Annotated in this window: 17 protein-coding genes; 11 read left to right on the top strand and 6 right to left on the bottom strand. The window is 64.1% G+C overall.

All coding sequences use genetic code 11. The features are described 5' to 3' along the window. Together EEB11_RS18025 and istA are read right to left on the bottom strand one after the other, a co-directional pair. On the bottom strand, window positions 1-397 hold a 397-nt coding region (locus tag EEB11_RS18025), incomplete at its 3' end, for an ATP-binding protein (protein ID WP_167852805.1). Next, entirely contained in the window at window positions 387-1,919 is a 1,533-nt protein-coding gene (gene istA, locus EEB11_RS18020) for an IS21 family transposase (protein WP_135433797.1), read from the bottom strand. The genes istA and EEB11_RS18025, both read right to left, overlap by 11 nt. A gap of 65 nt (window positions 1,920-1,984) precedes the next feature. On the opposite strand from istA, the gene EEB11_RS18015 reads away from it, so the two are divergent. The 4 genes from EEB11_RS18015 to EEB11_RS18000 are packed head-to-tail and all read left to right on the top strand — an operon-like array spanning window position 1,985 to window position 5,642. Then, complete coding sequence (locus EEB11_RS18015) at window positions 1,985-2,632, top strand: ATP-binding cassette domain-containing protein (RefSeq protein ID WP_210134461.1); 648 nt, start codon at window positions 1,985-1,987, stop codon at window positions 2,630-2,632. After that, window positions 2,629-3,816, top strand: a complete 1,188-nt coding sequence (locus tag EEB11_RS18010; RefSeq protein WP_135433793.1) for a beta-barrel domain-containing protein — start codon at window positions 2,629-2,631, stop codon at window positions 3,814-3,816. Before EEB11_RS18015 ends, EEB11_RS18010 begins: the two co-directional genes overlap by 4 nt. Continuing rightward, window positions 3,813-4,313 carry a hypothetical protein gene (locus EEB11_RS18005; protein ID WP_135433791.1) on the top strand — a complete coding sequence of 167 codons (501 nt, stop codon included), beginning with the start codon at window positions 3,813-3,815 and terminating at the stop codon, window positions 4,311-4,313. The genes EEB11_RS18010 and EEB11_RS18005 overlap by 4 nt, the downstream gene beginning before the upstream one ends. 3 nt (window positions 4,314-4,316) lie before the next feature. Beyond that, a complete protein-coding gene (locus tag EEB11_RS18000) occupies window positions 4,317-5,642 on the top strand; it encodes a TolC family protein (RefSeq protein WP_135433789.1) in 1,326 nt (441 codons plus the stop codon). Here EEB11_RS18000 and EEB11_RS17995 read toward each other — a convergent pair. Next, entirely contained in the window at window positions 5,609-6,106 is a 498-nt protein-coding gene (locus EEB11_RS17995; protein WP_135433787.1) for a hypothetical protein, read from the bottom strand. The two genes, EEB11_RS18000 and EEB11_RS17995, sit on opposite strands and share 34 nt — an antisense overlap. 651 nt (window positions 6,107-6,757) lie before the next feature. Between EEB11_RS17995 and EEB11_RS17990 the strand changes: the two genes are divergently transcribed. After that, the gene (locus EEB11_RS17990; RefSeq protein ID WP_135433785.1) at window positions 6,758-7,897 is read left to right on the top strand and encodes an efflux RND transporter periplasmic adaptor subunit; all 1,140 of its coding nucleotides are present in this window, start codon (window positions 6,758-6,760) and stop codon (window positions 7,895-7,897) included. A 5-nt stretch (window positions 7,898-7,902) separates the two neighbouring features. Next, the gene (locus EEB11_RS17985) at window positions 7,903-11,031 is read left to right on the top strand and encodes an efflux RND transporter permease subunit (RefSeq protein ID WP_135433783.1); all 3,129 of its coding nucleotides are present in this window, start codon (window positions 7,903-7,905) and stop codon (window positions 11,029-11,031) included. Window positions 11,032-11,041: 10 nt separating this feature from the next. Here the strand turns inward: EEB11_RS17985 and EEB11_RS17980 are convergent, their stop codons facing one another. Beyond that, window positions 11,042-11,632 carry a TetR/AcrR family transcriptional regulator gene (locus tag EEB11_RS17980; protein WP_167852804.1) on the bottom strand — a complete coding sequence of 197 codons (591 nt, stop codon included), beginning with the start codon at window positions 11,630-11,632 and terminating at the stop codon, window positions 11,042-11,044. Window positions 11,633-11,760: 128 nt separating this feature from the next. On the opposite strand from EEB11_RS17980, the gene EEB11_RS17975 reads away from it, so the two are divergent. Both EEB11_RS17975 and EEB11_RS17970 read left to right on the top strand, forming a co-directional pair. Then, a complete protein-coding gene (locus tag EEB11_RS17975; protein ID WP_135433779.1) occupies window positions 11,761-12,228 on the top strand; it encodes a (2Fe-2S)-binding protein in 468 nt (155 codons plus the stop codon). 1 nt (window position 12,229) lies between these two features. Further along, window positions 12,230-14,452, top strand: coding sequence for a xanthine dehydrogenase family protein molybdopterin-binding subunit (locus EEB11_RS17970; RefSeq protein ID WP_135433777.1), 2,223 nt, complete (start codon window positions 12,230-12,232; stop codon window positions 14,450-14,452). 10 nt (window positions 14,453-14,462) lie between these two features. Here the strand turns inward: EEB11_RS17970 and EEB11_RS17965 are convergent, their stop codons facing one another. Beyond that, the gene (locus tag EEB11_RS17965) at window positions 14,463-15,257 is read right to left on the bottom strand and encodes an SAM-dependent methyltransferase (RefSeq protein ID WP_245298991.1); all 795 of its coding nucleotides are present in this window, start codon (window positions 15,255-15,257) and stop codon (window positions 14,463-14,465) included. 818 nt (window positions 15,258-16,075) lie between these two features. On the opposite strand from EEB11_RS17965, the gene EEB11_RS17960 reads away from it, so the two are divergent. Both EEB11_RS17960 and EEB11_RS17955 read left to right on the top strand, forming a co-directional pair. Next, a complete protein-coding gene (locus tag EEB11_RS17960; protein WP_135433775.1) occupies window positions 16,076-19,654 on the top strand; it encodes a hydantoinase B/oxoprolinase family protein in 3,579 nt (1,192 codons plus the stop codon). A 77-nt stretch (window positions 19,655-19,731) separates the two neighbouring features. Beyond that, the gene (locus EEB11_RS17955) at window positions 19,732-20,457 is read left to right on the top strand and encodes a tellurite resistance TerB family protein (protein WP_135433773.1); all 726 of its coding nucleotides are present in this window, start codon (window positions 19,732-19,734) and stop codon (window positions 20,455-20,457) included. Between the two features lie 80 nt (window positions 20,458-20,537). On the opposite strand, the gene EEB11_RS17950 is transcribed toward EEB11_RS17955, so the two are convergent. After that, window positions 20,538-21,908 carry a cytochrome P450 gene (locus EEB11_RS17950; RefSeq protein ID WP_135433771.1) on the bottom strand — a complete coding sequence of 457 codons (1,371 nt, stop codon included), beginning with the start codon at window positions 21,906-21,908 and terminating at the stop codon, window positions 20,538-20,540. 120 nt (window positions 21,909-22,028) lie between these two features. On the opposite strand from EEB11_RS17950, the gene EEB11_RS17945 reads away from it, so the two are divergent. Beyond that, window positions 22,029-22,664: a hypothetical protein gene (locus EEB11_RS17945; RefSeq protein ID WP_245298990.1), complete on the top strand. Its 636-nt coding sequence runs from the start codon at window positions 22,029-22,031 to the stop codon at window positions 22,662-22,664. The last annotated feature ends 167 nt before the right edge of the window (window positions 22,665-22,831 follow it).

The following is a 22,831-nucleotide window of genomic DNA, read 5'->3' as shown; positions in this document are numbered from 1 at the left end:
TCCTGCGGTGATGTTCGATGGCCTGGATGCCGAGAGCGGTGGCGACATGGGTTTTGCCGGTTCCCGGACCACCGATCAGGACCATGTTCTGGGCACTTTCCATAAACTCGCAGCGGTGCAGGGTCCGGACGGTGGCCTCGTTGATCTCGCTGGCAGCAAAGTCGAAGCCAGAGAGGTCCTTGTAGGCCGGGAACCGCGCGGACTTCATGTGATAGGCAATGGAGCGGACTTCACGTTCGGCCAATTCGGCCTTCAGCAATTGCGACAGCATCGGGATGGCGGCCTCAAAAGCTGGTGCGCCCTGCTCGATCAGGTCGGTTACGGCTTGGGCCATGCCATACATTTTGAGGCTGCGCAGCATGATGACCACGGCACCGGCAGCGGGATCATGACGCATGGCTGCCTCCGGCGATCTGGCTGCGCAGGCCGTCATAGCGTTCGACGTTTGCCTTGGGTTCACGGTGCAGGGCCAGTGCCTGTGGCGTGTCCAGTGGTGGTCCGCCGATCACCTTGCCATCGACCAGCCGGTGCAGCAGGTTCAGCACATGGGTCTTGGTCGGCACGCCCTCGGCCAGCGACAGCTCCACGGCCGTGAGAACGGCCTGTTCGTCGTGGTGCAGCACGAGGGCGAGGATATCGACCATCTCTCGGTCACCACCGGGCTTGCGCAGCATGTGATCCTGCAACTGCCTGAAGGCAGGTGGCAATTCCAGGAAGGGTGCGCCGTTCCGAAGGGCTCCGGGCTTTCTCTGCACGACCGCCAAATAATGCCGCCAGTCGTAAATCGTCTTCGGCGGCAGGTGATGGCTGCGTTCGATGACCCGCGAGTGTTCGCACAGGATGTTGCCCTCGGCCGCGACGACCAGCCGGTCGGGATAAATCCGCAGGCTGACCGGTCGATTGGCAAATGACGCCGGAACGCTGTAGCGATTACGTTCGAAGCTGATCAGGCACGTGGGCGAGACGCGTTTGCTCAGTTCCACAAAGCCGTCAAACGCGACGGGCAGCGGCATCAAGGTCGCCTGCTCTTCGGCCCAGACATCGGCAATCGTGCCGGGCTGTTTGCCATGTGGGGTCTCCCGCCACAGTTCGCGGCAGCGCTCTTCCAGCCAGACATTCAGCGCAGCAAGGTCAGGAAAGTCTGGCATGCCTTGCAGCATTTGATGACGAGAATCGCGAACGTTCTTCTCGACTTGCCCTTTCTCCCATCCTGCCGCCGGATTGCAAAACTCAGGCTCGTAGACATAGTGGTTCGTCATGGCGAGGAAGCGCATGTTGATCTGCCGCTCCTTGCCGCGGCCAACACGATCCACCGCTGTCTTCATGTTGTCATAGATCCCGCGTGCGGGGACGCCGCCAAAGACCCGGAATGCATGCCAGTGAGCATCGAATAGCATCTCATGCGTCTGCAGCGGATAGGCCCGCAGCAAAAAGGCCCGGCTGTGCGACAGCTTGATATGCGCCATCTGCAGCTTCGTGCGCTCGCCGCCCAGAACCGCAAAATCTTCGCTCCAGTCGAACTGGAAGGCGTCACCGGGCTCAAAGTGTAGCGGCACGAAGGTCCCGCGCCCCGTCGTCTGCTGGTCGCGCTGGCGATCTGACCGCCACCGACGTGCAAACGCAGCGACCCGGGCATATGAACCCGTGAAGCCAAGCGCTACGAGATCGGCGTGCAACTGCTTTATGGTCCGCCGCTGCTTGCGCGACTTGCCGGCCTCGGTCTTCAGCCAACCCGCCAACTTCTCGGCAAAAGGATCGAGCTTGCTTTGCCGCTCCGGCGTCGCGAATTGCGGTTCAACCGTCCCAGCCTTCAGATGCTTCTTGATGGTGTTACGTGACAGGCCGGTGCGTCGGGCAATCTCGCGGATCGCGAGCCCATGCCGCAACCGCAGCGTTCGAATGACGTTCAATAGTCCCATGTGGATCACTCCGTTGCCCCCCGTCGCTCATCGCGCGGGAGAAGGGTCACATGGGTCAAATCTCAATGAAAATTATACGCCTGCCCGGGTCAGTTCTGGGTGAAAATCAACACCGCAATGGTGCAGGAAAGTCGACGCTGCTATCGGCGCTGGCGGGCGTGCTGGAGCCGCTGACGGGCGAAATACGGGTCGATGACGTGTCGATGGGCTGGGTGGACCCGGCCGATCTGCGTCGCGACATCTGTATCATGGGGCAGGGCGCGCGGCTGTTTCACGGCTCGTTGCGCGAAAACCTGACGCTTGGCGCACCGATGGCGGCAGATGACGAGATCCTTACCGTGCTGGACAGTCTGCGGCTTGCCGACTTTATCCGCAAATTGCCGGATGGGCTGGATCACATGGTGCAGGAGGGGGGGCTTGGTCTGTCGGGTGGGCAGCGGCAAGGGCTGTTGCTTGCGCGTCTTTTGCTGCGCCATCCCAAGGTGCTGTTGCTTGACGAACCCAGCGCCGCCCTGGACGAGGTGTCAGAAGCCGCGGTCATCGACATGCTGGCGGGACTGGACCGCGACATCACCGTCATCGTCGCCACCCACCGCCCGGCAGTGTTGCGCATGGTGAACCGGCTGATCGTCGTATCCAACGGCACGTTGGTCCATGACGGGCCAAAGGATCAGGTTCTGGCGCAACTGCGCGCCGGAAAGGCCGCAGCATGACGGTATTTTCGACCTTGCGGCCCCCCCGACGCCCGCGGCAGCCCGCCCGTGCCGAACGCAATCTGGTCTGGACGGTCTTTGTGATGCTGGTGACCTTTCTGGCCTGGGCCACCTACTTTCCGCTTGCCGAAGTTTCGACCGGGCAGGGGACCGTAGTTCCCAGTGCGCGCGAGCAGGTAGTGCAGTCGCTGGAGGGGGGTATTCTGGCGTCCCTTGATGTCAACGAAGGCGCGATCGTCGCGGCGGGCGAGGTTCTGGCGCGTCTTGATCCGACACGCTCGGTTTCAAATGTCGATGAGGCGGCGGCGCGCTACCATGCGGCCATTGCCGCGGCTGCGCGGCTGCGGGCGGAAATCGGCGGCGCGTCTGATGTGACTTTCCCCGCCGTCCTGAACGATGACCGCTTTACCGAACTGCGCGCCAATGAACTGGCGCTGTTTCATTCGCGCCGGAACAGCCTGACAGATGCCCTCGCGGGTCTGACCGAAGGGCTGGACCTGATCCGGCAGGAGTTGGAGATCAACCAGAAGCTGCAGGCGTCCGGCGCATCAAGCCGGGTCGAATTGATCCGCCTTCAGCGCGAGGCGGCACAGACAGAACTGGAAATCGGCCGGTTGCGCGCCGATACGCTGGTGAAAAGCGGCGAAGAGCTTCAGCATGTGACGGCCGAGGCCGAGGTGCAGGCCTCGGTCATGCGCGGCCGTTCGGATCAGCTGAACCGGCTGACCTTCCACGCCCCGATGCGCGGCGTTGTCAAGGATATCGCCGTGACAACCATCGGCGGAGTGATCCCGCCGGGTGGCGAGTTGCTGACTATCGTGCCGATGGATGACCAGTTGATGATTGAAACCCGGATCTCGCCCCGCGACATTGCTTTTATCCACCCGGGGCAGGCGGCCATGGTCAAAATCTCGGCCTATGACTACGCCGTCTTTGGCGGGCTTGAGGGTGAGGTGGTGACCATCTCGCCAAACACGGTGCGCGATGAGGTGAAGCCCGATCAGGTTTACTACCGCATTTTCATCCGCACCCGCGCAAACCATCTGGAAAATGCAGCAGGGGCACGGTTCCCGATCGTGCCGGGGATGATCGCCACCGTTGATATCAGGACTGGCGAAAAGACCGTCTGGCAATACCTGGTCAAACCCTTCAATCGCGCGCAAGAGGCCCTGCGGGAACGGTGACCCACCGTCTTGCAAAAGGCCCGCTGCGCGCCTATCCGTTCTTCATCAATGAGGTTCCCGACATGATGACTTGGCTTGGCAGCAAACGTGCCGTTCTGGCACTGACGTTTTCGCTTCCGTTGCTGGCAGCCTGCGTGGGCGGGCCCACGCCTGACCGGCTGAACCTTGTTGATCCGGATGAAGGATTTTCCCGGGTCTGGCGTGACTATCCCGACATGGACGCCCGCTATGCCCGCAGCGGCAGCCGCGACACCCTTTCCGCCGTACGCACGGTCGCTATGGGTCAGGATGGCGGCACAGTCGAGTCTGCGATCGGCAGGCCGAGGATCATCAGCCCAGAGTCCGGGATGTCGGAATACAACCTTTCCTTGTCGCTGACCGGGCGCGACCGGCTCGTTTGCCAGTATCGGGTTTACTATGATGCCGAAGGCAAGGTGAAAGGGTCGGTCTGGCGTCGCCCGCAATGTGCCGATCTGGTCACCGGACGGGTGAACTGACGCATGCGTCAGGCCCTGCGCCTTGCGGGTGTATTGCCGGTGCTGGCCGCCTTGGTGGGCTGCACTGGCCTGCGCGAGGCTGACGGAACCGAGGCTGCGATCCGCGCCAAGGCAGCGGGTCTGCCAGTTCTGACAGCGCCAGCGGGGGGATCCGCCAGTGACGCAGCCGCCGGGGGCCTGTTGCAAAGCCCGGCCCTGCGAGAGGCGGCAAGCCTTGTCGCTGCCAGCGCCGATGATGTGCGGGTGCAGCGCGCAGCCCTGTTCCCCAGCCTTGGGCTGACGCTTGGTGGCGGAATCGGTGATGCGGGCAGGGGCGACGCCGCGCTGGACCTTGAAGGTCGCCAGCTTATTCTGGACTTCGGCGACACAAAACGGGCGGTGACCGCTGCCGATATTGATCTGCAGATCAACTACCTGGTTTTTCAGAAGACCGTAGACGAAACCCTTGTGGCGTCATTGTCGGCCTATGACGCCACACACATGTACCGCGACCTGTTGTCGGTGCGCCGTGAGCAATTGGTTGCGATGCGCAAACTGGAAATCCTCATCCGGGCGCGCACCGAGACCGGGGCTGCGACATCCCCCGATCTTCTGGAAACCCGCAAGCGCATTCAGGCGGCAGAGTTTCTGGTGCATGACACCCAGCTTGCCGAGGCCGAGGCGCAGGACAGGCTGCTGCGTCTCACTGGCCTGACGGAGGGGGGCAGTGTTGCCCTGCCCGAGGGATCATGCCAGACGCCCGGCGGCACCGATGACATGCGGATGGCGCATCTGCGTCTTGCCAAGGCCCAGCTGAAACTGGAACGGGCCGAACGCTCGCGCCTGCCCAAGATCTCTCTCAACCCGATTGTGCGGAGCGGGATCGGCGATGGCGGTGCCAACGTCGGGCTGAATATGGGGGTTCAATCCGACATTCTGGAAGGCGGAGCGTTGACCGCCCGTGCCAACGCCGCGCGCAATTCGCATCTGGGGGCGCAAGCCGGTGTCGAGGCGGCGCAATTGGACGCTGACCTGGAGTCGCGCGGATTGCAACGCAACCTGGCGGCGGGGCGGCAGAAGATGGCGATGCTGGAACGGCAAATCACGCTGGTGACAGAAACCCGGGCGCTCTATCGCAGCCAGTATTTCGAACTGGGCACCCGGCAATTGTCCGAATTGCTGGACAACGAAGAAGAATTCTACAACCGTCAGGCAGAGATCATAGAACTGCGCGCCGATATGGTCGAGATGCGGCTGGATTGCGCGGCGCGCAGCCGCAGCCTGCGCGTGGCACTCGGGGTGGACGGGCGCAGTATCTATGGGTTCCCGCTTGCGGCCGATGCGATCTGAACGAAACGGCCAGCCTCGCGGCACGGGGAATAACCCATCTGGATCAGCGCCGACCCGGGCAGGATAATCACATCGGCCCCGACGAACCGTGCCTGTGTCATGAACCAGCGCTGCAACTGTGGTCGCAGGTTCTGTGCCATCACTTCCGACCAATGATCGAACAAATCCCGAGACATTCGCCCAAACAGGCGTTGCGGGCCATGGAATCCGAAGGTGGCATCCGGGCTCACGCAGACATTCCGCAGACCCAGATACATGGTGCAGGCCGAATAGCACCGCCCGCGCAATTCCACCGCCTGACCGCTGCGGCGCAACTTTCGGATTTCATCCTGCCGGCGATCCAGCCGCCCGCCCATGTCATCCTGGATCGTCAGGCTGGACAATGTTGCCTTCAGCGGCGCTGGTTCTGATCGTGATGGCGCAGACCAGACCGTCAGGCAAAACAGGATGCACAGCCCTCTCATATCAACCTCCTTCGCCATGTGGCGCGGAGCCAAGGTGAAGCGGATGCGTTAATGCTACCCTGCGAACATGTCCCGTCCGGCGGGTGAACTGCTTAAAAGGCTGTAGATCAGGGTTTTTCAGATGACCGGAAGGCGAAGATTGCGGCCGCATAATTCCGAATTTTCACCACATGACAGGATCTGCGACGCAGCGCCTGTTTCGCGGGGCCACGTCTCTGTGGGCCTGGAAAACTACCCTCCACCCTGATCGTTTCGACACTTGTTTGTTGGCCCGCAGCGCTGTTTGAGGCAATGTAAGCGGGTTGCAATCCGTCATACTTTGCTGCGTGAGGTCTTCCTGTTCGACGCGCCGTTGTCCATTCTGGCGGCAAAGCTGCGGCAGGAGACGCAGACCGAGATCACGCGTCTTCATCGGGCCGGTAGGGCGCAGACATCCACTCTGTCCCCGCCTGCACCTGTTTGGCAGCGCCTGATCCTCAGCAGTGCGTCTTTCAAACGGGCAGTCGCGGTCAAATCTTGGTGGGTGCTCTTCCCCTTTATCCTCAAGGGCCTATGATTTTATCGAGAAATTCTGTCTTGTGACGCGCACAGAGCGGCTGATTTGACGCCCTTGCCCGGAACGCCGCCAGAACCAAAGGGACCATACCCCGCATGAAACTTGTGCCGCAACTTGTGGCAATCGCTGTGATTGTCGCGATAGCCACACCCCTTGCCGCGCGCTTTGTGCCCGGAACCCGCCCTTGGCTGGATCAGGCAGGGCTGCTGGACCCGCTGACCGCGCTCGGGGTCGTGCCTGCCGATGTGGCTGTTGGCTCCGCCGCGTCGCAAGGTGGGTCAAGGCCCGGCGGGGCAGCACAGGTCATCGCGGCCGAGGCAGAACGCAGGGTGCTCAGCAACATGATCGACGCCATCGGCTCGGCGCGCGGGGTGCAGTCGGTCAATCTGTCCTTCGGGGTGACCGGTCGCCTCACCGCCTTGCATGTGGCACCCGGTCAGCCGGTCGCGGCGGGGGATGTGGTGGCAGAGCTTGATGCCGAAGGGGCCCGACTTGCGGTGGAACGCGCCGGTCTGGTTCTGGCCGATGCGCAGCGGACCATCGACCGACTGTCGCAACTTGCGCAATCGGGGACCACCACCAGTATGCAACGGCAGGATGCCGAACTGGCTCTGCGCACCGCCGATCTTGGCCTGCAATCGGCGCAGCGCGATCTGGAAGATCACCGGCTGACCGCCCCCATCGCCGGCTATGTTGGGCTGATCGAGCCGCAGATCGGCGATCTGGTGACGCCCACCACCACCATCACCCGGATCGAAGACCGGTCCAACCTGATCGTCGATTTCCGTGTGCCAGAACGCATCGCGGCGCAGGTCGCCCCCGGCGCGGTTGTGCGGGCCACGCCAATTTCCACCCCCGGCCATGCGATTGCCGGACAGGTGATCGCAGTCGACAACCGTGTCGACGAATCCAGCCGCACCCTGCGGGTTCAGGCCCGCATTGCCAATACCGATGACCTTCTGCGCGCCGGGATGGCGTTCCGCATCACGATGGAGTTCACCGGGGCCGAAGTTCCTGCCGTCAGCCCGCTGGCGATTCAATGGGGCAACGATGGTGCCTTTGTCTGGATTGTGCGCGCGATGAAGGCGAGCCGAATGCCCATCCGCATCCTGCAACGCAATGCCGACGCGGTGCTGATTGAGGCCGACCTGCAAGCCGGTGACCTTGTCGTCACCGAAGGAGTTCAGGCCCTGCGTCCGGGGGCCGAAGTCTCGCTCGCGCCACCAAGGAGCTGATGCCGATGGGTGACCGCCCCACCACCGCCGCCGCTGCCGCCACCTTTGGACAAAGCACGGCCCTGTTCGTGCGCCGACCGATCCTGGCCTTTGTGCTGAACGCTCTGATCGTCATCGGCGGCTTTGCGGGCCTGATGGGGGCCGATGTGCGCGAACTGCCGTCGGTGGATCGGCCCGTGGTTTCGGTCAGCACCAATTATACCGGGGCTGCCCCAGAAACAATCGACCGCGAGATAACGGCGGTGATTGAGGGTGCAGCCGGCCGGGTGGCGGGCGTAAAGTCGATCTCGTCCTCATCCCGCTTCGGGTCCAGCCGGGTAACGGTCGAATTCAATGACAGCGTCGATCTGGACGTTGCCGCCACCGACCTGCGCGATGCTGTCGCCCGGCAGGTCAACAACCTGCCCGATGATGCCGATGCGCCGCGTGTGGTGAAATCCGACGCCGACGCCGATGCCATCCTGCGCATCGCGGTCACCTCGTCGCGCCGCAGCGCGGATGAGCTGACAACACTTGTCAGCGATCTGGCGGAGTCGCGGCTACTGGCTGCGCCGGGGGTCGCTGATCTGCAGATCTTCGGTGCGCGGGATCTGTCGTTCCGCGTCGATGTCGATGTGATGCAGCTGGCCGCGCGCGGCCTGACGCTGGCCGATCTGCGCGCCGTGCTGGGCAATGCCGCCTTTGACTCTCCCGCCGGCGCGCTCAGTTCCGAAAACCAAAGCCTGCTTGTGCGTACTACCGCCGCCATTCGCACTGCTGACCAGATCGAAGCGCTGACCATTGCGGGCAACGTGCGTCTGGGCGATGTGGCGCAGGTCACCCTTGGCCCCGATCCGGGCGCGTCGATCCTGCGCGCCAATGGCGAAACCGGTGTCGGCATCGGCATCATCCGGCAGGCCAACGGCAATTCGCTGGCAATCTCGCAAGCGGTGCGGCAGGTGGTCGATGATCTGCAACCGGTGCTGCCCGATGATGTGCGGATGTTCGTCACCTCGGACAGCGCCGATTTCATCGACGGTGCTATCCACGAGGTGAAGCTGGCACTTGGCCTGTCGGTCCTGATCGTGACGGCGGTGATCTTCCTCTTCCTGCGTGACGCGCGGGCGACGCTGATCCCCGTCATCGCCATGCCCGTGGCCCTGATCGGCACCGTGGCCGCGATCTGGATGGTCGGGTTTTCTGTGAACATCATCACCTTGCTGGCTCTTGTGTTGGCAACCGGTTTGGTGGTGGACGATGCCATCGTGGTTCTGGAAAACATCGTGCGTCGGCGGTCCGAGGGCATGGGTGCGCGGGCGGCGGCGGTGCTGGGCACGCAGCAGGTGTTCTTCGCGGTGCTGGCCACCACAACCACACTGGCGGCGGTTTTTGTGCCCCTGTCCTTCTTGCCGGGGCAGACCGGCGGGCTGTTCCGCGAGTTCGGCTTTACGCTGGCGATTGCGGTGCTGCTGTCTTCGGTCACGGCGCTCAGCCTGTGTCCGGTGCTGGCGGCCAAGCTGCTGCGACCGCATGTGGAAGGGCCCGACAGCGCCATGGTGCGCCTTGGCAACCGCCTGTCACGGGTCTACGCGCGGCTGCTGCGCGCCTGCCTGTCGGCCCCGCTGATCGCTGTGACCTTCGCACTGCTGTTTGCCGCCACCGCCGTCGCCACCTTCCCCACACTGCGGCAGGAACTGACCCCGGCCGAAGACCGCGCGGTCATCCTTCTGTCGGTGCAGGCCCCGCAGGGCGTTTCGCTGGACTACACCGACGCCCGCATGCGTGAGATCGAGGCGCTGGTGGCCCCGCTGCGCGACAGGGGCGAGGTGAGCAGTGTCTTTGCCATTGCGGGCAGCGGGGGGCAGGACAGTCGCGGCTTTATCGTGATCACGCTGGCCGACTGGGCTGACCGGGTGCGCAGCCAGCAGGAGATCGCGGCCGAGCTGAGTGGCAAGTTGCGCGGTGTCATCGGCGTGCGCGCCTTTGCGATCCAGCCCAATTCGCTGGGTATCCGTGGGGCGGGGCGTGGCCTGTCCTTTGCGTTGGTGGGCGACAATTACGACGACCTTGCCGAGTCTGCCCGCGCCTTGGTCGACAGGATGGAGGACGATCCGCGCTTTGGGCAAGTCCGCCTTGGCTATGATACCACCCAGCCGCAGTTGTTTGTCGAAATCGACCGCGCCCGCGCCGAGGATCTGGGCATCGAAATCTCCGGCATGGGCGAGGCGCTGCAGGCTGTGCTGGATGGCCGCACAGTTGGCACGCTGTTTCTGGATGACAACAGTTTTGATATCCGTCTGGTATCGAATGCCGACCCGGTCAATGATCCCGGCGATCTGGAACGGATTTTCGTGCCCTCGGGCGACGGGCTGATGGTGCCGATCTCGACCTTCGTCACCCTGACCGAACGCGCCGTTGCCCCACAGCTGGAGCGCGAGTCGCAGATGCGGTCTGTTCCCATCACGGCGGGGCTGACGCCCGAGCTTGCGCTGGGTGAAGCCCTGACTGAGGTGCAGCTAATGGCCGCCGACCTGACGTCCGACACCACCCGCATTCTGCCGCTGGCCGAAGCGGCGACGCTGGGCGAAACGTCGGCCGGGCTGATCATAACCTTTGGCATCGCGCTCTTGGTGGTGTTTCTGGCGCTGTCGGCGCAATTCGAAAGCTTTGTCTCTGCCATCATCGTCATGGCTACCGTGCCTTTGGGCCTTGCCTGCGCGGTCTTTGCCCTGTTGTTCACCGGAGGCAGTCTGAACGTCTATTCCCAGATCGGGCTGGTGCTGCTGGTGGGCATCATGGCCAAAAACGGGATTCTCATCGTCGAATTTGCCGATCAGTTGCGGGAAAAGGGCGCATCGGTGCGCGAGGCCATTGAACAGGCCGCCGTCACCCGCCTGCGCGCGGTGATGATGACCATGGTGGCCACAGTTCTGGGCGGCCTGCCGCTTCTGCTGGCCTCGGGTGCCGGGTCAGAGGCGCGGGCGGTGCTGGGGGCGATCATCGTGGGGGGGCTGGGCCTTGCCACGCTGGCCACCTTGTTCGTGACGCCGGTGGCCTATCTGCTGCTTGCGGGGTTCTCGCGCTCCCGCGCGGCGGAAACCGAATTGCTGACGGCAGAGCTGCAACAGGCTACGCAGACACACCCGGCAGAATAGTGCCGCTGTGTCAGCCGACGATGGCCCGTGCAAACAATCGCGCCAGCTGTCGCTGGCCCTGCCGATAGCCGTCCAGCGTCTGACCGGGGAACTTCAGCCCCATAGCCGACACCATGATCGTGCGCGCCACCGCTTCGGGTGATCCGATACCCTCCGCCATCGGCAAGGCCGCCAGCCAGCGCGCCAGCATGCCGATCTTGCGCGCCTCGGCCTGATCGGCCAGATCCCGGGTGAGGCTCATGCCCGCATCCAGCAGTTCCGACCCGTGCGGCGTGCCCAACACCACGTCCATGAACTTGCCATCCTTGGCGATAAACGCCGCGATCAGCGCCTGTTCCGGGGTCTGTCCGGGGGCCATCAGCGCCGCTTCCATCGCTGCCATCGCTTCGGCAAAATAGTGCTCTGCCAGCTTGCGGAATACGTCTTCCTTGTTGCGGAAATGCAGATACAGCGCCGACCGCGATAACCCGACCCCCTGCGCTATGTCGTCCATCGTGGTGCGGCGATAACCATATGTGGCAAAGGCGTGAAAGGCGGCGTCAAGGATCATGTCCTGACGGTCAGCCGCACGGTCTGCCCCTTGCAGGGTCGGCTTGTCCATTTCACCACTCATTCCTGTCCTGTGACGAAAATTTCGTATCCTGTCAATTGACAGTATGACGTTTTTCGATCATTTTGTCACAATGCAAAATCTTGGACAGCCCGAGCCTTTGCCAGAAAGAACTAGCCATGACCACGACCCTGACTGTCAACGGCACCAGCGCCACTGTCGATCTGCCCGAAGACACACCACTTTTGTGGGTGCTGCGCGACGGGCTGAGCCTGACCGGCACCAAATACGGCTGCGGCGTCGCCGCCTGCGGTGCCTGTACCGTGATGGTCGATGGCGTGGCCGTGCGGTCGTGCCAGACCGCTCTGGGCGATGTGGCAGGGGCCTCCGTCATCACCATTGAGGGACTTGGCACCCCAGCCGCCCTGCATGCGGTGCAGGCCGCATGGATCGATCATCAGGTTGCGCAATGCGGTTACTGCCAGTCGGGTCAGATCATGCAGGCTGCCAGCCTGCTGGCCGAAAACCCCAGCCCTACTTCGCAAGACATCGACGACGCCATGGACGGAAACCTGTGCCGCTGCGGCACCTATCCCCGTATCCGCGCCGCCGTGATGGATGCCGCCACCCGCCTGCGCGAGGTGTGAGATGAGCCGCATCGGAACCATCGCCCGCCGCACCTTCCTTATCGGCTCTGCCGCCATTCTGGGCGGGGTCGCCTTTGGCACCTACGCCTACCGCAAACCTCATGCGAACCCGATTGCGGGGGCGGGCATCGGGGCGATCACGCCTTACGTCCTGATCGACCCGCAGGGCGTGACCATCATCACGCCGCGGGCCGAGATGGGGCAGGGGATTCAGTCCACCCTTGCGGCGCTGGTGGCCGAAGAGCTGGACCTGCCTTGGGACCAGGTCCGCGTGATGCACGGCCCCCCCGCAGCGGCCTATTACAACGGCGCCATGCTGCAGGAAGGCGTGCCTTTCGCCCCGACCGACGAAGGCTGGCTGGCCGAAACAGCCCGCTCTGCCATGGCGATCCCGGCAAAGTTTCTGGCATTGCAGATCACCGGCGGCTCCACCTCCATCCCCGACGCTTATGAAAAAATGCGCGCGGCCGGGGCCGTTGCCCGCGTGGCACTGGTGCAGGCCGCCGCCCGCCGTCTGGGTGTTCCGGCGGAGTCATTGCGCACCGAAGGCGGCGCGGTCATCGGCGACGATGGCACCCGCATCCCCTATACAGAACTCGCGGTCGACGCGGCCGCCAGCGACCTGCCGGATGTGCCCCCGCTCAAATCCCGCGCTGACTGGACGCTTCTGGGCACCTCACTGCCGCGCACAGATATGGTGGAAAAATCCACCGGCACCGCGATCTTTGCCGGTGACATCCGCCTGCCCGGCATGCGTTTTGCAACCGTGCGGATGAACCCCGCCATCGGGGCTGCGATGACCGGTTTTGACGCCGCCGCAGCCCTAACCTTGCCCGGCGTCGAACAGGTGATCGAGCTTGGCAACGGTGTCGCCGTGGTCGGTAGCACCACATGGGCCGCGATGCAGGGAGCAGCCGCCGTAACCTTCGACTGGGCCCCCGCCGCCTATCCCGGCACCAGTGATGAGATGCGCAGCCAGATCGCCGCCGCCTTCACAGCGGACACCGTCGATTCCATTCCCCGCGATGACGGTGATGTGGGCCAGGCCAACGGCCAGAGCTTGCAGGCCGAATATCACGTCCCCCCGCTCGCACATGCCACGATGGAGCCGATGCAGGCCACCGCCCATCTGCAGGACGGCCATCTGACCGTCTGGGTCGGCACGCAGGCCCCTGGGTTGGCGCAACAAGCCGCCGCCAAAGCCGCCGGCATCCCCGAAGAAAACGTTACCCTGCACACCACCCAGATGGGCGGCGGTTTCGGGCGGCGCAGCGAAGTGGACGTTACCGTCCACGCCGCAACCCTCGCCGCCGCACTGCCTGGCATCCCGGTTTTGGTGACATGGTCGCGCGAAGAAGACATGACCATGGGCCCCTTTCGCCCTATGGCCAGCGCCCGCCTGTCGGGCAGCGTACGGGACGGCGCGATTGAGGCCTTCGACCTCGCCATCGCGGCCCCTTCGATCATGGAAACCTTTGGCGAACGCTTCGGCATCCCAATGGCCGGTCCCGACAGCACCCTGTCGCAGGGTGCATGGGAACAGCCCTATACTTTCCCCAACTACCGCATCACTGCCCACCGCGCGCCACGTACCGTGCCGCTTGGCTTCTGGCGCTCGGTCGGGGCCTCGCACAACGGGTTTTTTCACGACTGCGCGGTGGATGAACTGGCGCATCTGGCCGGGGCCGACCCTTTGGCGTTCCGCCTGCAGCATCTGACCCACGAGCCTTCGCGAAAGGTACTGGAGGCGGTGGCCGAGATGTCCGGCTGGGGAAATCCGCGCCCGAACCGTGCCTTGGGCGTGGCCTTCTCCTTGTCCTTCGGCGTGCCGACCGCCGAGGTGATCGAGGTCGAGGACACCGAAAGCGGCATCCGCCTGACCGGAGCCTGGGCTGCGGTGGACGTGGGCACGGCGCTCGACCCGCGCAACATCGAGGCGCAGGTGTCGGGCGGAATGGTTTTTGGCCTGTCTGCGGCGATCAATGGTCAGATCACCTTTGCAGGTGGCCATGTGGAACAGCAGAACTTCTGGGATTATGAACCCTTGCGCTTGCACCAATGCCCAGAGATTCAGGTCCGCATACTGGAAACCGGCGTCAAGATCCGCGGCATAGGCGAGCCAGGCACCCCGCCTGCAGCCCCGGCATTGGCCAATGCGCTCTTTGCCCTGACCGGCACCCGCGCGCGCGAATTACCCCTGTCCGGCAGCTTCCGCTTCGCCTGATGGTCTGCGCTCAGCGGGCAACTTTGCGCAGCAAGATCCGCCGGGCCTTGGCCGGGGCGGGCAGGTCCCGAACCGTGCCCAGGCCTTCCAGCCCGGCCAACTGCGCCGTGGCCGTCGCCGCCCGCAGATCCAGCAGGATCGCACCCCCCGGCACCACATTCTCGCGGAAATACGTCGCATAGGTGCTGGCCGGAAAATGAAACCCGCAAGACAGGAAACTGACCGCCAGATCGACAGGTGCCACTGCGCCAAGATCCGCGCGCTCGGGGTTCACCGTCTCGATCCGCTGCGCCGCAATGCCATTGGCCTCCAACAAGGCTCGCGCGACCGACAGGTTGGAATAGGCCGCCCCCTCGTCGGCGTAGCCGAAATGCCGCCGCGTGTTCTGTTCGATGTCGATCAGCACCAGGCTTGCCGCAGTGTCGCGCGCCAGAAACAGATCAAACAGCGCATAGCCACAACCGATATCGGCCACGCGGGCTGGCGGATCGGCCAACAGCAGCGGAGCAAGCCTGCGATACTCGGCATGGATCACCCCCGCTGCCCGTCTGGCAATTTCGTCGCCATAGCGCTCCACACAGCCACGGATCGGCCCCTCATCCCCCGCATTCCAGGCGCGGATCACCTGGCCCGACCGTGGCATGTCGAACAGAACCTCGGACCGCTGCAGGATCAGATTGACCAGATCCTCCACCGTGAGCATCGACATATCCAGCGCACGGATGACCGGCGCTTTGGCCTCTTGCGCGATGTCGATGGGTAGCGTGTCCGGCAACAGTGTCAATCTCTTGGCAGGCAGGGTCATGCGCAGTCTTTCCAGTTCTTGTGTCCGCACGATAGCCACGCCCCGGCGACGAAGCAAAGCCCATTTCATCGCGCCTCCACCCGCACGCGCCGCAGTGTGCAGCACACGGTGGCGGGGTAAAGTCTGGACGTTGCGCTGCGGTGTTCAGGGTCAAGACGATATGTTGCTGGCCCCACACGGTCGAGGAAAACGGGATGACGTTGTTCAGAAGCCCTATTGTGAAAAACGCTATCCAGACGCTTCTGGCACGCAGCCGCCGCTCTTGCCGCAATCGCAGCACGGACAGCAGGATCGCCGCAGCCAGATCGATGCGCGACTCCACCACGGTCAAAGCCCTCAGGTCGCGCAGGTCTATGCTGTTGAAAAAGAACGACCCGCCCCAGACGGCTACAAAGCGCAGCAGCATGGATCATTCCGACTGAGACCTGGGGCGGTTGGGGTGGGATTTGGATGATATTCGCGATGCTCCGGCTCCGCCGCTGTGGCGGCACGTCAAGGCGCAGATGGTCTTTCGGGGCTTGCGAACGCGACCCGCTCCCTGCGCTTTGATCATGGCCGACTTCCGGCTCTCGATAGTGTCGCAACATCGTGCCCGACTGTGCTGCATGGCTCTGCCCGCAACTGCCGATTGCCTCTCCCTCAGCGGGCAAAGTCAAGGAATGTGCAAATATGCATTGATCAAGTCTTTGAAATAAAATGGTTTAGATTCGTAAGGCGCAGAGGGACTCGACAGCTCCGCCAACCAATTTCCCTCCAACACCCCGTTGACACCTTTCCTCCCATGCCCCACCCAAAGGAAGGTGGAAAACGGGGGCGTCATGGACACGTGGGAATTCTGGGTCGACCGGGGCGGTACCTTCACCGACGTGGTGGCCCGCCGCCCGGATGGTGGGCTGGAGACCCGCAAGCTGCTGTCCGAAAACGCTGATCGCTATGCCGATGCCGCCGTGCAGGGCATCCGTGATTGTCTGGGGCTGGGCCCGGACGCGCCGATCCCCGATGGCCTGATCGGGGCCGTCAAGATGGGCACCACCGTCGCCACCAATGCTCTGCTGGAGCGCAAGGGCGAGCGCGTGCTCTTGCTGATCACCCAAGGTTTCGCCGACCTGCTGCGCATCGGCACGCAAGCCCGCCCCGACCTCTTCGCTCTCCATATCAGGCGCGCCGATCTGCTGCACGAGGCGGTGGCCGAGGTACCGGGGCGGCTGGATGCGGATGGGGCCGAGATCACCCCGCTGGATGAGGATGCGACGCGCGCTGCTCTCAAGGCCGCCCATGCTGGCGGCATCCGGGCGGTCGCGGTGGCGCTGATGCACGGCTACCTGAACCCCGCGCACGAGGCGCGGGTGGGGCAGATTGCGGCAGAGGAGGGGTTCACCCAGATAAGCCTGTCGCATGAGGTGAGCCGTCTGGCCAAGCTGGTGGCGCGCGGCGATACCACGGTGGTGGATGCTTATTTGTCGCCGATCCTGCGCCGCTATGTGGCGCAGGTGGAGGGCGCGCTGGACATGGGCCGTGCCACGGGGCGGCTGTTGTTCATGCAATCTTCGGGCGGATTGACCGAGGCGCACAGGTTCATGGGCAAGGATGCGATCCTCTCCGGCCCAGCAGGCGGCATCGTCGGCATGGTGCAGACAGCCGCAGCGGCAGGGTTTGACCGGCTGATCGGCTTCGACATGGGCGGCACCTCGACCGATGTCAGCCACTACGCCGGGGTCTATGAACGCAGTTTCGAGACGGAAGTGGCGGGCGTGCGGATGCGGGCACCGATGATGGATATCCATACGGTGGCCGCAGGCGGCGGATCGGTCTGCAGCTTCCGCGACGGTCGGTTGCAGGTCGGTCCGGAGAGCGCGGGCGCGAACCCCGGCCCCGCCGCCTATGGCCGTGGCGGGCCGCTGACAATCACCGATTGCAATGTCGTGCTTGGCCGCCTGTCGCCCGCGCATTTCCCGGCGGTGTTTGGTCCCGAGGGCACCGCGTCTCTGGACGCAGAGGCCGCGCAGGCGCGCTGTGCCGCCATCATCAAGGATATCGCGGCCACGACTGGCCAGTCACCGATCAGCGCAGAAGAGCTTGCCACCGGGTTCCTGCGCATCGCCATCGACAACATGGCCAATGCGATCAAGAAAATTTCGGTCCAGCGCGGCCACGATGTAACCGGCTACACGCTCCAGTGCTTTGGCGGTGCAGGGGGGCAGCATGCCTGTAGCGTGGCCGATGCGCTGGGGATGACGCGGATTTTCATCCACCCGTTTGCCGGAGTGTTGTCGGCCTTTGGCATGGGGCTTGCCGAGATCCGCGCGTTGCAGGAGGTGCAGTTTGATGCGCCCTTGACGGCGATGGCAGCGGCGCGTTCGACGCTGGCCGAGATCACCGCGCAGGTGAGGGCAGAGGTGGCGGCGCAGGGGGCGGTCAACCCGCGTATTCTGGCCCGCGCCCACTTGCGCTATGATGGCTCGCACCAGCCACTTGAGGTGGCCTTCGGGGAAGCGGCCGGGATGCAGGCGGCCTTCGAGGCGGCGCATCGGGCGCGCTTTGGCTTTGCCTCGCCCGAGCGGGCGGTGCTGTTCGAGATGCTGGCGGTCGAGGCGATCGGTGACGGGGCAGCGCTGCCCGCCAGCGCTGCGCCGCAGGGGCTGTCGGGTCCGATCAGCACAGAGTGGGTCTGGGTCGGGGATTGGACCGAGGTGCCGCTCTATGATCGGGCGCAACTGCCCGAAGCCACGCAGATCACTGGCCCTGCCATCCTGCGCGAGGCGACCGGAACGGTCGTGGTGGAACCCGGCTGGCAGGCGCGGGTCGATGGTGCCGGCAACCTGATCCTTGAGCGGACCGAAGTGCTGACCCGCGCCCATGCGGTTGGCACCCATGCAGACCCGGTGTTGCTGGAGGTGTTCAACAACCTGTTCATGTCGGTCGCCGATCAAATGGGGGCGACGCTTGCCAATACGGCATGGTCGGTCAACATCAAGGAGCGGCTGGACTTTTCATGTGCGATCTTTGACGCACAGGGCGATCTGGTGGCCAATGCGCCGCATGTGCCGGTGCATCTGGGGTCGATGTCACATGCGGTGAAGGTGGTGATCGCTGCCACCCTTGGCACGGCGCGCGAGGGGGACGCATGGATGCTCAACAGTCCCTACAATGGCGGCACCCACCTGCCGGATGTGACTGTGATCACGCCGGTTTTTGTGGATGGCGTGCCTGCGTTCTGGCTTGGGTCGCGCGGGCACCATGCCGATATCGGCGGGCGCACGCCGGGGTCTTCGCCGCCCGACAGTCGGCATATCGACGAGGAGGGCGTGCTGATCGACCTGTTCCCACTGGTGGAACAGGGGCGGCTGCGCGAGGTTGCGACGCGGGCGCTGCTGGCCTCGGCGCGTTATCCGGCGCGGTCGATTGATCAGAACATGGCCGATCTGAAAGCCCAGATTGCTGCCAATGAAACCGGAAGGCGCGAGCTGCAGCGCGTGGTTGCGGCCTACGGCGCAAATGTCGTGGCGGCCTATATGGGCCATGTCCAGAACAATGCCGAGGAATGCGTCCGCGCCGTGATTGACCGGCTGGAGGATGGCGATTTTGCCTATCCGATGGATATTGGCACCACGATCCGGGTGGCGGTGCGGGTTGACCGTGTGGCCCGTAGTGCGGTGGTGGATTTCACCGGCACCAGTGCGCAGCACAGTGGTAACTACAACGCGCCCGCAGCCGTGTCGCGGGCAGTGGTGCTGTATGTGTTCCGCACGCTGGTCGGCAAACCCATACCGCTGAACGAAGGCTGCCTGCGCCCACTGACCATCATCCTGCCTGAGGGGTCCATGCTGAACCCGAAGGCACCGGCGGCGGTGATCGCGGGCAATACCGAAGTGTCGCAGGCCGCCTGTAACGCGCTGTATGGTGCGCTTGGGGTGATGGCTGCGTCGCAAGGCACGATGAACAACTTTGTCTGGGGCAATGCTCGGTTCCAGAATTATGAGACCATCGCCGGCGGCACCGGGGCTGGCCCAGGCTTTGCCGGCTGCGATGCCGTGCAAAGCCATATGACCAACACGCGGATGACCGACCCGGAAATTCTGGAAAAGCGCTTTCCGGTGCGGCTGGAGGCATTCGGCATCCGCCATGGCTCTGGCGGGCCGGGTGAATGGGATGGCGGAAATGGCGCGCTGCGCCGGATGCGGTTTCTGGACCCGGTGACGGTGACCACGCTGTGCGGCAGCCGTCAGGTTGCCCCCTTTGGCATGGCCGGAGGCGCGCCCGGGGCCTTGGGGGAGAACCGGGTGATCTGGCCGGATGGACAGGTCGAACGGCTGAGCGGCAATGATGAACGCGACCTGCCCGCGGGCGCGGTGTTCGAGATGCTGACACCGGGCGGCGGCGGTTGGGGGCAGACGTAAAACGCGGAGGACAGGCGTTGCGGAACTCCCCCGCACTCCCCATCTCGGCTGACAACAACTTTTATGGGAGTGCCGTCATGTTCAACGCCAGATCTTTGCTCGATTCCGTGATCGGTCAGGTCAGTCAGATTGCGGGGCAGGCCACCGGTGGCAAGGTTGGGATGCACAGCGCCGATGATCTTGGCCAGAAGGCCAAAGAACTGTGGGGCGGTCAGTCCACCTTGGGCAAAGGGGCGATTGCCGGTGGCCTGATGGGCATTCTGATGACAAAGGGCGGGCGCAAGATGCTGGGAAGCGGGGTCAAGGTCGGCGGCGCGGCGCTGATCGGCGGGCTGGCCTACAAGGCGTATCAGGACTGGCAGGCGGGCAAGGCGGTGATGGCAGAGCCGGGGCCGATGGCTTTGCCGCAGCCCGAGGGCACGCGCTTCCTGCCCTCTGATGCGGCGCAGGTCAACGATCTTTCGGCGCGGCTGCTGCAGGCGATGGTCGCGGCGGCAAAGGCCGATGGCCATGTGACGGCCGATGAACGTGCGCGCATCGACGTGCAGTTGGCGGCGCTGGGGCTGGAGGCAGAGGCATCGGCGATGATCGCCGCAGAACTTGATGCGCCCCTGGATGCCGGGCGGATCGCGGCCCTGGCGCGCACTGAGGAAGAGGCGGCAGAGATTTATGCGGCGTCGTTGCTGACGGTGAACAGCGAAGGGGCGGCGGAAAAGGGCTACCTTGCCATGCTTGCCGCGCGGCTGAAGCTGGACCCGGGGCTGGTGGCGCATCTTCATGCCAAGGCCGAGGCTTTGGGCTGACTTTCGGGCGCGGTGATGGCTGCCTGCGCACCCCCCCGCGTGTTTTCCAAGCAGTATTGCTGGGGGGTGATCTGGCAGGGTCAGGCGGGCGTTACGGTCAGCCAGACCCCACCTTCTGGGCGCAGGGTCAGAATCATTACCGGATTGGGAGTTTTGCCCGGCACAAGGGCGAAGCGGAAGCGGGCCAGTAGGGTGGCCAGGATGATCACCGCTTCCTGCAGCGCGAAATTCGCCCCGATGCAGACGCGCGGACCATCGCCGAACGGCAGGTAAGCGTAGCGCTCTGTCGGCTTTGCCTCGCTAAAGCGGCTGGGGTCAAAACTGTCGGGCCGATCCCACAACGCGTGATGGCGGTGCAGCGCATAGATCGGCAGGATCACGGTATCGCCCGGCAGCACCTCGCGTCCGCACAGGGTATCGGCGGCCTGCGCGGTGCGCGACAGGAACGCCGCAGGAGGGTAAAGCCGCAGCGTTTCATCGACGATCCGCCGGGTCAGGGGCAGGGCGGCGATATCGGTGGCAGTCACGGCGCGGGCACCCAGCACGGCCTGCGCCTCATCACGCGCGGCGGCCTGAACGGCGGGGTCGAAGGCGCAGAGGTACAGTGCCCATGACAGGGTGAGCGCCGTTGTCTCATGCCCTGCCACGATGAAGGTCAGCAGATTGTCGCGCAGTTCCGGCGTGGTCATCTTTCGGCCCGATTTCGGGTCTTCGCCGGCGAGCAGCAGGTCGAGCAGATCGGGCACCCCCGGATTGCCCTCGGACCGGCGGCGTTGGATCGAGCCGTCGGCCACCCGCTTCATCTGACGCATCGCACTGCCCGCCAAAATCCGCCCTGGTCTTGGCACCCAAGCTGGCGCTCCGATGATGTCGAGCAGCGACACGCGGGCGGTCTGGGCCATGTAATCTTCGATGGCGCGGTGCACCGAGGCGCGGTCAAACCCTTCGCCATCAGAAAAGGTCACGTCTGAAATCACCTCGAAGGTTGCGGTCACCATTCCGTCATAACAGTTGACCGCACGGCCTGCGCCCTTGCCGATGCGGTCCGAGGCCCGCTCGGCGGCGGCGGTCATCACGGGGGCAAGGGCGGCCACGTTGCGATGGGAAAACACCGGCGCGGCGGTGCGCCGTTGCCACAGCCAGTCCTGCCCTTCGGCCACGAACAGGCTGTCACCGATGGCGGGCTCCAAGATCAGCTTGGTGACCACAGATTTGGGGTAGTTCGCCACATTGTCCCGCAAGATATGGCGCAGAGCATCGGGATCCATCACCATGTGCCAGCGCTTTCCGGTGCGCCCGGACAGTATGGGCGCATGGGTCGCGATCTCGGGGATCAGTTCCAGAACATTGCGCCGTCCGGCAGAAAGCGATCCGAAAACTCCCAAAGGGCGGGTCGCCAAGGGCACTCTGACCGGGGTCTGCGTGGGCGGAACGGGGCGTTGATCTGTCATGCTGACTCCGAGCTTGCACTTGATATAGGCTGATCCCTGCGGTTTTCATCGGCACAGCCTGCCTTGCGCGACCTCTCGCCACGGGATATCCCGACTTAACCCTTTGCAAGGAAGCTGCCCATGACCCGCGCCCGTCTGATCGGACTTGGCTTTTGTCTCACCCTGCTGCTTGGCTGTGCCAAAAACGATCTGGCCGAACCGCCGGTGCCGCTGGGTGACTTTGCCCTCGGCCTGAACATTGTGGTGACGGACAAGACCGAAAAGGTGCCGATTTCGCGCAACGCGACCGGCGAGGAATGGCAGGCCGCGATGAAAAAGGCGGTCGATGATCGTTTTGGCCGGTATCAGGGCACGAAGCTATATAACATCGGCATCTCGGTTGACGGCTATGCGCTTGCGCCGCCCGGTATCCCGGTTGTGGCGGCACCAAAGTCGATTCTGGTTGTCACGGCCAACATCTGGGATGACGCGGCCCAGCAGAAACTGAATGCCGAAGGCAAGCAGATCACCGTGTTTGAAAGCCTGTCGGGGGAGACGGTGATCGGCACCGGACTTACCCGCAACAAGCAAGAGCAGATGGATGCGCTGTCCTATAATGCGGTGAAACGTGTGGAGGAGTGGCTGTTGCAGAACCCCGAATGGTTTGGCCTGCCACCACGGTCAGTGCCCGGGGCTGCAGTCGCGCCCACCGTGGTTTCCGCCTCTGCGCCAGCACGGTTACCAGCCCCTGCGCAGGCAGTGCGTCCCGCTCCGTAGCGCTGCCCTCGGGAAGTGTTGACAAAGGCTTGATTTCCCCCCGCTAACAGCTTACTTCGCCGCCCGTGTAGCACGGGGCTCTGACCGCATCTTGCGCGGGCCCCCCGAATTCAAGGGCGCTGGCGAATGGCAAAGGCAAAGTTTGAACGGAACAAACCGCATATCAA

The organism is Pseudotabrizicola sediminis, assembly GCF_004745575.1.
In the GTDB taxonomy this organism is placed as follows: domain Bacteria; phylum Pseudomonadota; class Alphaproteobacteria; order Rhodobacterales; family Rhodobacteraceae; genus Pseudotabrizicola; species Pseudotabrizicola sediminis.
Note: the sequence above shows the minus strand (reverse complement) of the source record. Positions and strands in the feature narration are given on the sequence as shown.